Origin of the sequence: Skermanella rosea (assembly GCF_016806835.2) — a bacterium.
Lineage (GTDB): Bacteria > Pseudomonadota > Alphaproteobacteria > Azospirillales > Azospirillaceae > Skermanella > Skermanella rosea.
Genome location: NZ_CP086113.1, coordinates 297688 through 311082, shown reverse-complemented (window position 1 = coordinate 311082; position 13395 = coordinate 297688). Strand labels below are relative to the sequence as shown.

Below are 13395 nucleotides of genomic sequence, written 5' to 3'. Positions count from 1 at the left end.
AAAGAATGCAATCCGAAGCCCTGCCAGCAAACCAGATCGTCGTGTTCGATTACGACTACGGCATCGTCGCTATCTCGATCGCCATCGCGATCCTGGCATCGCTCATCTCCTACGACATCTGTCTGCGAGCGCGTTCAGCCTCCGGATCCATGCGGTCAGTCTGGCTGAGCGCCGCCGCGATTGCCGCTGGGGGCGGTATCTGGTCGATGCATTTCATCGGCATGTTGGCCCTGCGCATGCCGATGATGGTGACCTATGATTTCTGGTGGACCTTCGCGTCCCTGGTCCTGCCGATCCTGGTGACCTGGGTCGGCCTGAGATTGGCAGTGGTCCGGCAGCGGTCAGCGCCCACCCTTCTCCTCGGCGGCTTCATCATGGGCTCCGGCATCATCGTCATGCATTTCATGGGGATGGCGGCGATGCGCATGGACGCCGTCATGACCCATGATCCCTTCCTGGCGGCCCTGTCGGTGTTTCTCGCGATGGCACTCTCCACCGCGGCGCTGTTCATCGCCTTCAAACCGAGCCCCAGTCTCAGGCTGGCCGCCGTCGGCGCCGTGGTCATGGGCATCGCGATCAGCAGCATGCATTACACGGCCATAGCCTCCTGCCGCATGGTCATGGCGCCCGGGCAGACTTCCCATGACGCAGCGCCGATACCCGTTTCCCTCCTGGCGTTCGCGATATTCATCACGCTCTCCACGGCGCTGCTGATCGTCATGCTCGCGTCCCGGCTCGACCGCCGATATACCGACGAGGTCGAGACCCGGGCGGTCAAGGCGACCGAGAGCATCCGCAGGTTCCGCAACCTGCTGCGCCTGTCGTCCGACCTTATCTCGCCACTCGATGCCCAGGGACGGCTGGTCGGGGAAGTCCTCTCGGCCAATCGCCTGCTCCGCTACGCTCCGGGCGATCTCAGTGGCCGGAAGTTCATCGACCTGGTGGCGCAGAATGACAGGCCCCGAGTTCAGGGTTGGCTTCGCGAGGCGCAGGGCGGAGAACCCGTAGCCCGGCTGCAGTGCGCCCTGACCGCCAGCGACGGGGCGGAGATTCCCTGTGAATGCAGCGCCGTCCGGGTGGAGGACCCTGACAGCGACTGGAGCATCGTGATCAGCGCGCGCGACCTGACCGAACGGCAGCGCATGGAGTCCCGGCTGTATCAGTCGCAGCGCCTTGAAGCCCTGGGGCAGATGGCGAGCGGCGTCGCCCACGACTACAGCAACCTCATCACCGCCGTTTCCCTCAACCTGGAATCGATCGAGCGCCAGATGCCGTCCAGGGAGATCCTGGAGCGGCTGCGACTGGCGCAAGCCGCGCTCGCTCACGGCAACAGCCTGACCCGGCAGCTGCTCGCTTTCGCCCGTCAGCAGAAAGTCGACCCCGAACCGGTCGACCTGAACACGGTGGTCACGGGCATCGTGAGTTTCCTCAGCCTGTCCCTGCGCGGCGAAGTTCCGATCAGTCTTGATCTCGAAGCCCGGCTGTGGCCCTGCATGGCCGATCGCGGCATGCTCGAGGCCGCCCTTCTCAACCTGGCCGTCAATGCGCGCGATGCGATGCCGAATGGCGGAGCGATCACCATCAGTACCCTGAACCAGACCGTCGCGGCGGGGAGCGTGGGTACGGACGACGCGCCTTCCGGGGATTACGTCGCGCTGGTGATCCGGGACGAGGGCATCGGCATGACGCCCGACGTGGTCGCCCGCGCGGCGGAGCCGTTCTTCACGACGAAGCCGGGCGGCAGGGGCACAGGCCTCGGGCTCAGCATGGTGTTCGGCTTCGCCCGCCAGTTCGGCGGCGACATGCATATAGACAGCGCTCCGGGCCAGGGCACCACCGTCCGCATCCGGCTCCCGAGGACCCACTCGATGCCGGTCCCGTCCCGGACATGGGACGGCGCTCCGGGCAGCCCGTCCGGAACCATCCTGATCGTCGAGGATGATCTGGCGGTCCGCTACGCGTCGGCGACCCTGCTGCGCGAAGCCGGCTTCACGGTGTTCGACGTGGGCAGTGCCGAGGAGGCCCGGCGGCTGTCCGACCTCGACAAAGTGGATGTCCTGGTTACCGGGACCGACCAGGCAGGGGGCACCGGCCCGAGGCTTGCGGAAACCCTGGCTGCCCACATACCGGGATTGCGGATTATCGCGCCGCTCGGCTCGAGCAGGCCCGGCCCGGCTCCGCCGAACCGGTTCCGCACCCTGAACAGGCCATACCAGGCGGATGATCTGGTCCGCGAGGTGCAGCGCATCATCGCGGATGGATCCTCGGAACCGGCCGACACCAGCCCAGTCGCCGTTGTCGACCCCGACCCGGCCAGCCGGGAGACGCTGGCGTCCCTGGTCGGCAATGCCGGATTCGGCAACTGCAAGGCCCTGTCCTCCTACGGCGACATCGCGGAGCTTCAGGCCGGGCACCGGCCGCTGATCGCCCTGGTCGATGCGGGCAGCGCCGAGGCTTTCGACGGGATCGACGTTGGGAGAAGGCTGTACCGGGAGTTCGGAATCAGGATCATCCTGGTTTCGTCCGGCGTTACCAGAGTGCCGACGGATTACCCGGTGGAAGGCGTTCTTGTCAGGTCCTTCTCGCCGGACCATCTGGCGAGCATCCTCCGGAAGGCGCTGAACGCGGCCTGAGCGGTTCACCGCGGATCTGCCCGAACGGTTTCATGCCGGCGTGTACAGGATCAGCTTGAGCGCCGGATCGTCGCTCGACTGGAAGGTCGCGTACTCGAAGCGCAGCAGCCCCCGCTCGGGATGGCTCATGACCTTGCGCCCGCCCCCGGCGTCGCGGACGTCGTGCTCCGGCCACCACTCCGCGATCTCGGAGCAGCCTGCCCGCGCGCGCTCCAGCAGGTCGAGGAAGGCGGGATCGCCCGCGAGCAGGTCGTGCGTCGCGCGGAACTGCGCGACCATGCGCCTTGCCTCGTCGGCCCAGGCGGCACCCAGCAGGTGCCGGGCGGCCGGGTCGGTCAGGATGTAGAGCACGCCGGCACCAGGGCGGACCTCAACATGGGATAGCCCTGTCCCAGGATAATACCCTGCCTTCTACGCAGGCGGGAGTTGCCCAATGTAGGTGCGGAACGCCGTAACCAATCCGGGACTGTCACACCGGCGGCGGAGCCAACCGCAGCCGCCCGGCGTTCCAGGACATCCACCAGAAGGGTGACTCCGATGCATTTCACGATCAACGGTCGCTCCTACGACCTGGATCCGGACATCCGGACCTCGCTGCTCGACGTGCTGCGCGAACACCTGGACCTCACGGGCAGCAAGAAGGGCTGCGACCACGGCCAGTGCGGTGCTTGCACGGTGCTGGTGAACGGGCGGCGGATCAATTCCTGCCTGACGCTCGCGGTCATGCACCAGGACGACGACATCACCACGATCGAGGGGATCGGCTCGGCCGAGGCAGGTCGAGCTGCCCCCGCCCCCGCCCGGAGGCCAGCTCTACCGCAAGGTCCGCGACCACGCCTCCTACGCCTTCGCCCTGGTGTCGGTGGCGGGTGCGGTGGAGGTGCGGGACGGCCGTATCGCGGGCGCCGCCCTGGCGTTCGGCGGGCTCGGCATCATGCCGTGGCGCGACCCGGCGGTGGAGCGGGCCCTCGTCGGCCGGAAACCCGCCACCGGGGTGTTCGAGACGGCGGCGGACGCCCTGCTGGCCGACACCGGCGGGCACGGCGGCAACGACTTCAAGATTCCGCTCGCGCGCCGCACGCTGGTCGCCTGCCTGCGCGACCTGACCGGAACGCCGGCGTGACCGCCCGGACTTTCTCTCCCCGGCACTGGAGGAGTGCAGAATTGCTGACGCTCCTCACGTTGCGCTACGGGGGGCCGGCCAAGTGACCGCAGAGGAGCCCGCCCAGATCGATCCGATTGCCGATTCCGCTTCATCATCGCAACCTCCTGCGTCAGGCTGTTGCGACGACCGTTCGAATCCGCCCAATATGTTGCCATAAAGTACACCGAGCATCCAGCCGAGGCCGGTGTCGAGCCGTCGGTCGGCAGCGTCGGCGACAGTTACGATAATGCCTTGGCGGAGACCATCCACGGCCTCTACAAGACTGAGGTAATCCGCCGCCGCGGGCCATGGCGCACCCTGGACGCCGTCGAGTTCGCCACTCTGGAGTGGGTGGACTGGTTCAACCACCGGCGCCTGCTCGAACCCATCGGCAACATTCCGCCCGCCGAGGCCGAAGCACGCTACTATGCTCAAACCGAGGACGTCGCCGGGGCGGCGTGACTCAACCAAATCGGCCTTCGGAAATCCCCGCGCGGTTCACTCCAACGTGAGGACTTGATCCTTGGCCCGCAACATGAGAACGATGTCGCCCCCTCAGCTTGCCTGGATGCCGAACAAATGTCGGGCCTCGGCGGCCGTGGCCGGGCGAGCGCCGAACTCGGCGCACAGGTCGGCGGTGATCCTGACCAGTTCGGCGTTGCTGGCGGCGAGGCGCTCCTTGTTGACCCGGATGTTGTCCTCCAGGCCGGTGCGGAGATGGCCGCCCAACTCCAGAGCCCAGCGGCTCAGCTCAAGCTGATGCCGCCCGATGCCGGCCGCCGTCCAGGTCGCGGTCGGCAGCACGTGCTGAAGTTCGGAGACCATGAACTCCAGCACGTTTCGCCGGGCCGGCAGGGCATTCTGGATGCCCATGACGAACTGGACGTGCACGGGCTCCCTCAGCAGGCCGCGGTCAACCAGCTTGCGGGTGTTGTAGAGCATCGCCAGGTCGAAGATCTCGATCTCCGGCTTGATGTCGTATTCCAGCATGGTGCGCGCCAGATGCTCGATCAGCGCGGGCGGGTTCTCGTACACGATGGTCAGGAAGTTGACCGAACCGGTCGCCAGAGACGCCATCTCCGGCCGCAGCGACAGCGCAGCGCCGCGCTCCTCCTGGCTGCGGCCCCGGCCGCCCGTCGAGAACTGCACGATCATGCCGGGGCAGTGCTTTCGGACGCCCTCCTGGACCTGGGCGAACAGCTTGGGGTCGGAGGACGAGGACTCATCCGGGTTCCGCACATGGATGTGCACGAGGGTGGCCCCGGCCTCGAAGGCCTCGTGGGTGGATTCGATCTGCTCCGACGGAGTGACCGGCAAGGCCGGATTGTCCCTCTTGCGCGGAACCGAGCCGGTGATCGCCACGGCGATGACGACAGGTCTGGGCATGACTCTCCCTTTCAAGGAATTCTTCTTGCCTCATGAAGGTGATGCGGTGGTTTCAGGCACGCGGGACGGTGGCGCCGGGGGATCGCCCTTCCCAGGCGTCCTCGATCAGGGCGCGGATCGCCGCATGTTCTATGGGCCGCGGGTTCCAGTAGGGGTTGGCGGTGGCGAGATCGGCGGCGCGGTCGATCCCGTCGGCGGGCATGCCGATGTCCTTCAGCGCGACCGGCGCGCCGACCGCCTCGGCGAGCCGGCGCAGCCCCTCGGCCGCCGACCGGTGTCCCTGCCTGCCTCCCAGCGCCCGCTCGACCGCGGCCATGGCCGCGGGCGCCGCGGCGGCGTTGTAGGCGACGGCGTGGGGCAGCACCACCGTGTGCGTCTCGGCGTGCGGCAGGTCGAAGCTGCCGCCCAGCACATGGCAGAGCTTGTGGTGGAGCGCCATGCCCACGGTGCCGAGCGCCACGCCGCACAGCCACGCCCCGTAGAGCGCCCGCTCGCGGGCTTTCCAATCCGCCGGGTCCCGGACGATGGCCGGGAGTGCCGAGGCCAGCGCGCGGATGCCTTCCTCGGACATCAGCGAGACGATCGGGTTGCGGTCGCGGGCATAAAGCGCCTCGACCGCGTGGGCGATGGCGTTCATGCCGCTGGTCGCCGACAGGGCCGGGGGCAGCGACAGCGTGAGCGCCGGATCGTACACCACGAGTTCGGGCAGGATGCGCGGATCGCGCCGGGTCGTCTTGACGCCGTTCTCGGTCTCGCCGAGGATCGGCGTCATTTCCGACCCGGCATAGGTCGTCGGAACGACGATCTGGGGCAGGTCGGTGCGCACCGCGACCGCCTTGCCGAGTCCCGTGGTCGAGCCGCCGCCGACCGCCAGCGTCGCATCGGCCCCGCATTCCCGGACCACCGCCAGCGCCTGCTCCGTGACCTCCACCGGGGTGTGCATCACCGCCCCGGCGAACAATCCTGCCGCCCGGTCCCCGATCAGCCCGGCGATGCGGTCCGCCTCGGCCCGCTGGGGCGGGGTGGCGAGCACCAGGACGCGGCGCACGCCGAGGCGGTCGATCTCGGCGGGCAGGCTTGCCAGCGCATCCCAGCCGAACACCACGCGGGACGGCAGACCTTCGTATGTGAATGAGTCCATGGTGATTGCCTTTGCTGACTAAACCAGGGTGCAGACCTCGTCGAAGGCGAGGCGCGGGCTGCGGTTGAAGACCTTTTCCGGATCGCCCTGGCCCAGGCCGCACAGGAAATTGCTCTTCACCCGGCCGTCGGGCCAGAACTCGGCATCGACCTTGGGGTTGGCGAAGCCGGACATGGGGCCGGCGTCCAGCCCGACCGCGCGGGCCGCGATGATGAAGTAGCCGCCCTGGATCGAGCTGTTGCGGAACGCGGTGGTGTCGGCGAAGTCCGGCTTGTCTTCGAAGAGGGACTTGGCCTTCTGGTTGTGCGGGAAGGTGCGCGGCAGGTTCTCGTAGAATTTCGTGTCGTAGCCGAGGATCGCGACCACCGGGGCCGACATTGTCTTGGCGACATTGTTCGGCATCAGCGCCGGTTGCAGCCGCTCCTTGGCCTCGGGCGAGCGGAGGAACAGGATGCGCAGGGGCTGGCAGTTCATCGAGGTCGGCCCCCATTGCATGATCTCGTAGAGCCGGCGCAGTTGCTCTTCGGTGACCGGCTCGTCGCGCCAGCCGTTCTGGGAGCGGGCTTCGTGGAACAGCAGGTCGAGGGCGTGGCTGTCGAGCGTATTCATGATGATTCCTGTGTCATGGGTTGTTTTGAGGGTGCCGAGCCTTCACAGAGGCTTGAGGCCGAAATCGTAGGAAAGGTGGCGCCAAGGGCGCTCCACCACCCGGCCGTCGGGTGCCTTTCCGGGTGGCCGCTGCTCGTAGGTCCTGACCAGCGAGTCCTTGACCCCGAACACGGCGTCGGAATCCAGGTAGCTGTCGCCCTCGGCGAAGACCTGGGTCACCAGCGTCTCGAAGCCGTCGGCCTTGAGCATGAAGTGGACGTGGGCGGGGCGGTACGGGTGGCGACCGGTCGCTTCCAGCATCTGGCCCACCGGCCCATCGGTCGGGATCGGATAGGCCGACGGCGTCACCGCCCAGAAGGCGTAGCGGCCATCCGCGCCGGTGCGGAAGCGGGCGCGCAGCGACGGGCTGTCCATGCCGGATTTCTGTACGTCGTAGAAGCCGTCGCCGTCGGACTGCCAGACATCGACGACCACACCGGACAGCGGCGAGCCCTCGGCGGAGCGCACCTGCCCTTCGACGAACAACGGTTCGCCCTCGACGTTCCAGCCGATGCCGCCGCCCATGGGGGTCTCGGGCGGATCGGCCACGTAGAACGGCCCGAGCACCGTGCTCTCGGTGGCCTTGCCCGCGATCCGGTGATTGATCGCATCGACCAGCATGGTGACACCCAGCGTGTCGGACAGCAGGATGAACTCCTGCCGTTTGTCGTCGCACATGTGCCCGGTGCGGGTCAGAAAATCGATGCCGAAGGCCCATTCCTGCTCGGTCGGCTCGACATCGCGGACGAAGGCGTGCAGGTGCTTCACGAGGCTGGTCAGGACGGCCTTGAGCCGCGGGTCGTCGCAGCCCTGGAAACGGGCAATGACCGCATCGGTGATGTTGTTCTCGTTGAGATTGCGCATAGGTCTCTCCTTTTACACGTCAGCCGGCGGCCTTCACGTCGGGCTTCACGGCGGGCAATCCGGCCAGACGCTCGACATGGCGGACCGTGGCGATGTAATCGTCGCCGCCCTCCCCCATGGCGATGATGGCGGAGTAGGCTTCACGCATCTGGGCGGCCAACGAGACCGGCACCCCGGCATCGCGGGCGCAGGCCAGGATCAGGTCGAGGTCCTTGGCGATCTGCCGGCACGAGAAGGTCGCGGTGAAATCCCGCTGGGCCAGCGGGTCGATCTTGTACTTGACCATCGGCGAGCCGACCGCGCTGTCGGACATCACCGCCAGCATGTCGTCCCAGCCGATGCCGCCGCGCCGCGCGATGGCGAGCGCTTCGCCCATCATGCCGGCGCTGACCGCGATCATCAGGTTGATCGCCAGCTTGGCGAACCGCCCCTGTTCCTCCTCGCCGAGCCAGCTTTGGGCGCGGGTGAAGGTGGCGAGCAGCGGGCGGACGGCGTCGAACGCATCACGCGGTCCCGAGACCAGGGCGCTGAGCGCGCCCGCCTCGGCCGACACCGGGTTGCCCGACACCGGCGATCGAAGATATGCTACGCCGCGCGCCGCCGCCGCCGATGCCACCTCCTGCGAGGCCGCGACGCTGACCGTGCTGGTCTCCACCAGGACGGACCCGCGCTCCATGAGGCCGATCAGGTCGCCGCCGAGCGCCACCTCGCGCAACACCCGGTCGTCGGGCAGCGAGGCGAACACCACCGGGCAGCCGGCCACCGCCGCCGCCATGTCGTCGGCAATGGCGATGCCGCGTTCGGCCCCCAGCCGGAGCCGGCCGGGGTCCCTGTCGCAGCCGCGGACCCGCCATCCGGCGTCCGCCAGTCGGGCCGCCATCGGAAGGCCCAGCTTGCCGAGGCCGATCCAGGCGACAGGCTTGTCCTGTTGCTGTTTCATCTTTCCTACCCCGTCTGTTCGCGCAGGCGTATTTCCGCGACGATGCGGCGACCGGATTCGGCCAGTTCCTGCTTTCTGTTCTCGATGTCCCCGGCCAGCAGCCGACCATGGCGCTTGAGGAAGCGTCCGCCGACCATCACGCTGTCCACGTTGGCGAGGCCGGCCTGCATGACCACCGACGACACCGGGTCGTGCACCGGCCACATGTTCAGGTCGTCGGCGCGCAGCAGCACGAGGTCGGCCTGTTTGCCCGGCGTCAGGCTGCCGGTCCGGTCGTCGATGCCGAGCGCCCGCGCCCCGTCGATGGTGATCCAGCCCAGCGCCTCGCGCGTCGTGATGGTCGAGGTTTCCGGGATGCTGCCGGTGGAACGGCGGCTTTCGTCATTGTCCAGCGCGCGCTGCATGCCGAGCGCCATGCGGGCGACCGTGAACATGTCGCCGGACAGCACCGATTCCAGATCGACGCCCAGTGACAGGGTACCGCCCGCCCGCCGCACCGCCCCGGTGATCGGAAAACCGTGGCCCTGGGTCATCTCGTTCTCGGGCGTGACCGAAAAGCTGACGCCCAGGTCGGCGAAGCGGTCCAGTTGCTCCGCCGGCAGGCCATGGCCGTGGACGATGTTGATACCGCGCCCGACCAGATCGCTGCTCTCCAGCACGTCCCAACCGCCGGGCGTACGGGCCTCGCCGCCGCCCTGGTGCATCGAGGCGACCAGCCCGAATTCGCGGGCGAGCCGGAAATCGTGCATTGAGACGTCCAGGGTCGAATAGTGCGGCCCAAGGATCGCCAGCGCCAGCGTGACCCGGCCGCCGCGGTCGGCGAGCCGCCCGCGCAGCAGGCGTTCGACCTCGCCGCGCGGGTGCGGTACCTCGCTGAAATGCGGCTGTCCGGGCTTGGGGTCCGGCTTGGGCGAGCCGTGCAGGAAGACCGCCCGGATGCCGGATTCGAATAGGGCGTCCACCGCGGCGTCGGTGTGCTCCGGCGTCGGGTTGTTGTGGCACCAGTCGCCCAGGGTGGTGGTGCCGCAATTGATCTGGTTCCAACCCCCGGCCAGCGTGGCGATATGGATGTCCTCGGGCCGGAACAGGGTGGCGAGCCCCCGGTGGACGTGCCGGAAATATTCCAGCAGCGTCCAGTTGGAGGCGACCGCCCGCAAGGCCGTCTGCCAGGTGTGCATGTGGGCGTTGACCAGACCGGGTATCAGGATGCGGCCGCGGCAGTCCACCACCTCGCGCCCTTCGGCCGGTATCTCGCGGCCGATGGCGGCGATGCGCCCGTCCTCGACCAGCAGGTCGGCCGCCGGAAAGTCCCCGAGCGCGGGGTCCATGGTGACGATGGTGGCGTCTTTGAACAGGGTCCCGGTCATGACGGCACCCTCCCCGCTTCGCCTTGGCGCTTGCGGGCCGCCCAGATCATCCCGCGGCGGATCATCTCGCGGACCTGCGGCACATCCAGGCATTCGACCGAATGCCCGATGGAGCAGTAGAAGACGCGGCCCTTGTCCCAGCGGCGGATCCAGGTCACCGGGATCACGGCGCCCTCGATCCAGTGCAGGTGCTCGCCGCTGAAGGTCGTGGTGGCGAGCACCTCGTTGGACGGATCGACCAGCATGTAGTACTGCTCGGAATGTATCCGGAAATCGCCGATGCCCTCGACGATGGGATGGCCGGAGACGATGTTGACGTCGTAGTCGATGAAGTCGTCCGACGGCACCGGGTTGTCCGGCCAGCCCGGCGGATGGGCGACGAACTGCCCGCCGATCAGGAAATGGTAAGTCGGCCGGTCGCGGAAGGCGTCGCCCATATGGCCGTGCCAGCCGGCGATGCCGCAGCCGTCGGCGATGGCGGCCAGCAGGCCGTCCTCCTCGGCCTTTTCCATGCTGCCGAACTCCGGCCGGTGGGCGGACCGCGCGCTCGACCAGATCGGCACGATCAGATCGACCGACTTCATCTTCTCGCGGTCGGCCAGCGGGGCCAGCGCGTCGAAGGTCTCGACGGTGAAGCCGTTGGCTTCCAGCAGTTCGGTCGCCCAGCGCTGGAACCGCTCGGGATTGTGGCCTTCCCAGCCGCCGACGAAGAGTGCCGCCCTCATGCTACAGCTCCCATGTTTCCTGCCGCTTTTCCATGCGTCGTCTGGCCGGTGATGGCCTGGACAAGGTCGTCCTCGGTCACCGCGTCGGCATCGAACTCCCCCGTGATGCGGCCGGAATACAGGGCCAGCACGCGGGTGCTGACGCCCAGCACCTCCGGCATTTCCGACGAGATCACCAGGATCGCGTAGCCCGACTTCGCCAACTGCTTGATCAAGCTGTGGATTTCGGCCTTGGAGCCGACGTCGATGCCGCGGGTCGGCTCGTCCAGGATCAGCAGCTTCGGATGGGTGCTGAGCCATTTGCCGATGACGATCTTCTGCTGGTTGCCGCCGCTGAGATTGCCGACCTTCTCGGCCCAGCCGGGGGTCTTCACCTTCAGCTCGCGGGCATATTTCTCGTAGACCTCCAACTCCTTCTTCTGGTTCAGCACGCCGCGGCTGGACAGCCGGTCGATCTGGGCGATGGTCATGTTGTCCCGGCAGTTCATGCCCAGGACCAGCCCCTGCTCCTTGCGGCTTTCCGGCACCAGGGCGAGGCCGCGCCGCACCGCATCGGTCGGCGAGTGGATCGTCACCACCTCGCCCTCAAGGCGGATTTCGCCCGTGGACGGCCGGCGCAGGCCGAACAGGGTCTCGGCGATCTCCGACCGTCCGGCCCCAATCAGGCCGTACATGCCGACGATCTCGCCCTTGGCGACGCTGAAGCTGATGTCCTCGAACACCCCGTCGATGCCGAGACGGCGCACGTCCAGCACGGTCTCGCCGAATTCCTTCGGCTTGGCGCTCTGGTCGAGTTCCAGGCTGCGCCCGATCATCAGCCGGGTGACCTCGTCCTCGTTGGTATCCGCGGTATCGACAGTGCCGCGGTACTCGCCGTCGCGGAGCACGCTGATGCGCTGGGACAGGGTGAAGATCTCGTCCATGCGGTGCGAGATGTAGACCACCCCGACGCCATGCTCCTGCAAGGTCCGGATGATGCCGAACAGGACGGGCTTCTCGTGGTCGGTCAGCGAGGCGGTCGGCTCGTCGAAGATGACGATCTTCGGGGTGAAGGCCAGTGCGCGGGCGATCTCGACCATCTGCTTCCGGGCGATGGACAGGTCGGCGACGATGTCGTCGGGACCGAAGGAGCATTGCAGCCGCTTCAGGATGGCCCCGGCATCGGCGCGCAGCTTTTTCCAGTCGATCCGGTTGCCCCACTTCATGGGCAGGCTGCCGAGATAGATGTTTTCGGCCACGGTCATTTCCGGCACCAGGGACAGTTCCTGGTGGATCAGCACGATCCCGCGCTGCTTGGCCTGGATCGGGCTTTCCAGCCTGACCTCCTCGCCTTCGAGCAGGATCCGGCCCTCCTCGGCATGGTGCTTGCCGGCCAGGATCTTCATCAGGGTCGATTTGCCGGCGCCGTTCTCGCCGAGCAGGGCGTGGACCTCCCCGGCGCGGACGGTGAAGTCCACCTTGTTGAGGGCGACGACGCCGGGAAAGCGCTTGGTGATGCCCTGCAGGATCAGCACGGGTTCGTCTTGGGCCTGTCGGACACCGGTAGGTGATGAGTTGGTCTGGATTGCGTGTGTCATGCCTGGACCTCCTGTCCGGAGCGGCGGTTGACCCGGCTGTCGAGCAGCAGCACGGCGATCAGGATCAGCCCCATGATGACGAGCACGTAGAAGGCGGGGACCTGCATCAGGTTCATCCCGTTGCGCAGGATGCCGATGGCGAGAACGCCGCCCAGCGTGCCGGTGATGCTGCCGGAGCCGCCGGTCAGCTTGGTGCCGCCCAGGACCACGGCGGTGATCGTCCACAGCTCGTAGTCGCGGCCCAGGTTGGGGGTCGAGGCGCCCATCTGGGTCGCCAGCGTGACGCCGGCCAGCGCCGCGAAGAATCCGACGATCATGAAGTTGATGACCATGTGCCGGCCGACGCGGATGCCGGCATCGGTAGCGGCCTCGCGGTTGCCGCCGACGGCGAAGATGTTGCTGCCATGGACGGTGCGGGTCAGGACCCAGTGCATCACGGCCGTGAAACCCAGGAAGATGACCGCCAGCGTGGGGACCGGGCCGATGGTGCTGACGCCGAAGTCGGAGAAGGCGAAGTTCTCGGCGTAGAACGACTGCTCGCCGGTATAGATGAAGACGAGGCCGCGGATGCCGATCATGGCACCCAGCGTGACGATGAAGGCGCTGACCCCGGTCTTCCAGACGATCAGGCCGTTCAGCGCGCCCAGTGCGATCCCGCTGAGCAGGGCGGCGACCACCGCCACGCCCAAGCCGTAGGATTGCAGGTCGACCGACAGGGTGGCCGCCAGCGCCAGCACGGCGCCGACCGAAAGGTCGATGTTGCCGTTGATCATGACGTAGGTCATGCCCAGCGCGATCAGACCGATGGTCGAGGTCTGGATCAGGATGTTCATGAAATTGTTGAAATCGAGGAAATGATCGGCCGTCAGGCTGAACAGCAGCGTGATCAGGATGACGAAGAGCCAGATCGGCTGAACGGCGCCGCGGCCGGTCAGTAGACGGCGAAGTGCGGACATGGTGTTTCCTCCAG

General features: G+C 67.4%; 11 protein-coding genes and 3 pseudogenes. 4 read left to right on the top strand and 10 right to left on the bottom strand.

The features are described 5' to 3' along the window. Positions 1 to 5: 5 nt before the first annotated feature. A complete protein-coding gene (locus JL101_RS32805; protein ID WP_203103377.1) occupies positions 6 to 2633 on the top strand; it encodes an MHYT domain-containing protein in 2628 nt (875 codons plus the stop codon). A gap of 30 nt (positions 2634 to 2663) precedes the next feature. On the opposite strand, the gene JL101_RS32800 is transcribed toward JL101_RS32805, so the two are convergent. Then, positions 2664 to 2984: an MmyB family transcriptional regulator gene (locus JL101_RS32800; protein WP_203103379.1), complete on the bottom strand. Its 321-nt coding sequence runs from the start codon at positions 2982 to 2984 to the stop codon at positions 2664 to 2666. A gap of 186 nt (positions 2985 to 3170) precedes the next feature. On the opposite strand from JL101_RS32800, the pseudogene JL101_RS32795 reads away from it, so the two are divergent. The 3 pseudogenes from JL101_RS32795 to JL101_RS32785 form a co-directional block, all read left to right on the top strand. Further along, positions 3171 to 3407: pseudogene (locus tag JL101_RS32795) on the top strand (2Fe-2S iron-sulfur cluster-binding protein); the annotation flags it as partial. Positions 3408 to 3411: 4 nt separating this feature from the next. Then, positions 3412 to 3756 (top strand): annotated as a pseudogene (locus JL101_RS32790) (FAD binding domain-containing protein); the annotation flags it as partial. Positions 3757 to 3918: 162 nt separating this feature from the next. After that, a pseudogene (locus JL101_RS32785) lies at positions 3919 to 4239 on the top strand (integrase core domain-containing protein); the annotation flags it as partial. Between the two features lie 93 nt (positions 4240 to 4332). Here JL101_RS32785 and JL101_RS32780 read toward each other — a convergent pair. The 9 genes from JL101_RS32780 to JL101_RS32740 are packed head-to-tail and all read right to left on the bottom strand — an operon-like array spanning position 4333 to position 13381. Then, positions 4333 to 5163 carry a BKACE family enzyme gene (locus JL101_RS32780; protein WP_203103381.1) on the bottom strand — a complete coding sequence of 277 codons (831 nt, stop codon included), beginning with the start codon at positions 5161 to 5163 and terminating at the stop codon, positions 4333 to 4335. 52 nt (positions 5164 to 5215) lie between these two features. After that, positions 5216 to 6304: a maleylacetate reductase gene (locus JL101_RS32775; protein ID WP_203103383.1), complete on the bottom strand. Its 1089-nt coding sequence runs from the start codon at positions 6302 to 6304 to the stop codon at positions 5216 to 5218. 18 nt (positions 6305 to 6322) lie between these two features. Further along, complete coding sequence (locus tag JL101_RS32770) at positions 6323 to 6913, bottom strand: malonic semialdehyde reductase (RefSeq protein WP_203103385.1); 591 nt, start codon at positions 6911 to 6913, stop codon at positions 6323 to 6325. A 42-nt stretch (positions 6914 to 6955) separates the two neighbouring features. Beyond that, the gene (locus JL101_RS32765) at positions 6956 to 7816 is read right to left on the bottom strand and encodes an intradiol ring-cleavage dioxygenase (protein WP_203103387.1); all 861 of its coding nucleotides are present in this window, start codon (positions 7814 to 7816) and stop codon (positions 6956 to 6958) included. Between the two features lie 19 nt (positions 7817 to 7835). Continuing rightward, entirely contained in the window at positions 7836 to 8756 is a 921-nt protein-coding gene (locus tag JL101_RS32760; RefSeq protein WP_203103389.1) for an NAD(P)-dependent oxidoreductase, read from the bottom strand. Between the two features lie 5 nt (positions 8757 to 8761). Beyond that, positions 8762 to 10123, bottom strand: a complete 1362-nt coding sequence (locus tag JL101_RS32755) for an amidohydrolase family protein (RefSeq protein ID WP_203103391.1) — start codon at positions 10121 to 10123, stop codon at positions 8762 to 8764. Continuing rightward, on the bottom strand, positions 10120 to 10848 hold the full coding sequence (locus JL101_RS32750) for a ThuA domain-containing protein (RefSeq protein ID WP_203103393.1): 729 nt from the start codon (positions 10846 to 10848) through the stop codon (positions 10120 to 10122). The genes JL101_RS32755 and JL101_RS32750 overlap by 4 nt, the downstream gene beginning before the upstream one ends. Continuing rightward, positions 10845 to 12425 (bottom strand): sugar ABC transporter ATP-binding protein, encoded by a 1581-nt coding sequence (locus JL101_RS32745; RefSeq protein WP_203103395.1) that lies wholly within the window; start codon positions 12423 to 12425, stop codon positions 10845 to 10847. The genes JL101_RS32750 and JL101_RS32745 overlap by 4 nt, the downstream gene beginning before the upstream one ends. Next, entirely contained in the window at positions 12422 to 13381 is a 960-nt protein-coding gene (locus tag JL101_RS32740; RefSeq protein ID WP_203103397.1) for an ABC transporter permease, read from the bottom strand. The genes JL101_RS32745 and JL101_RS32740 overlap by 4 nt, the downstream gene beginning before the upstream one ends. Between the last annotated feature and the right edge of the window lie 14 nt (positions 13382 to 13395).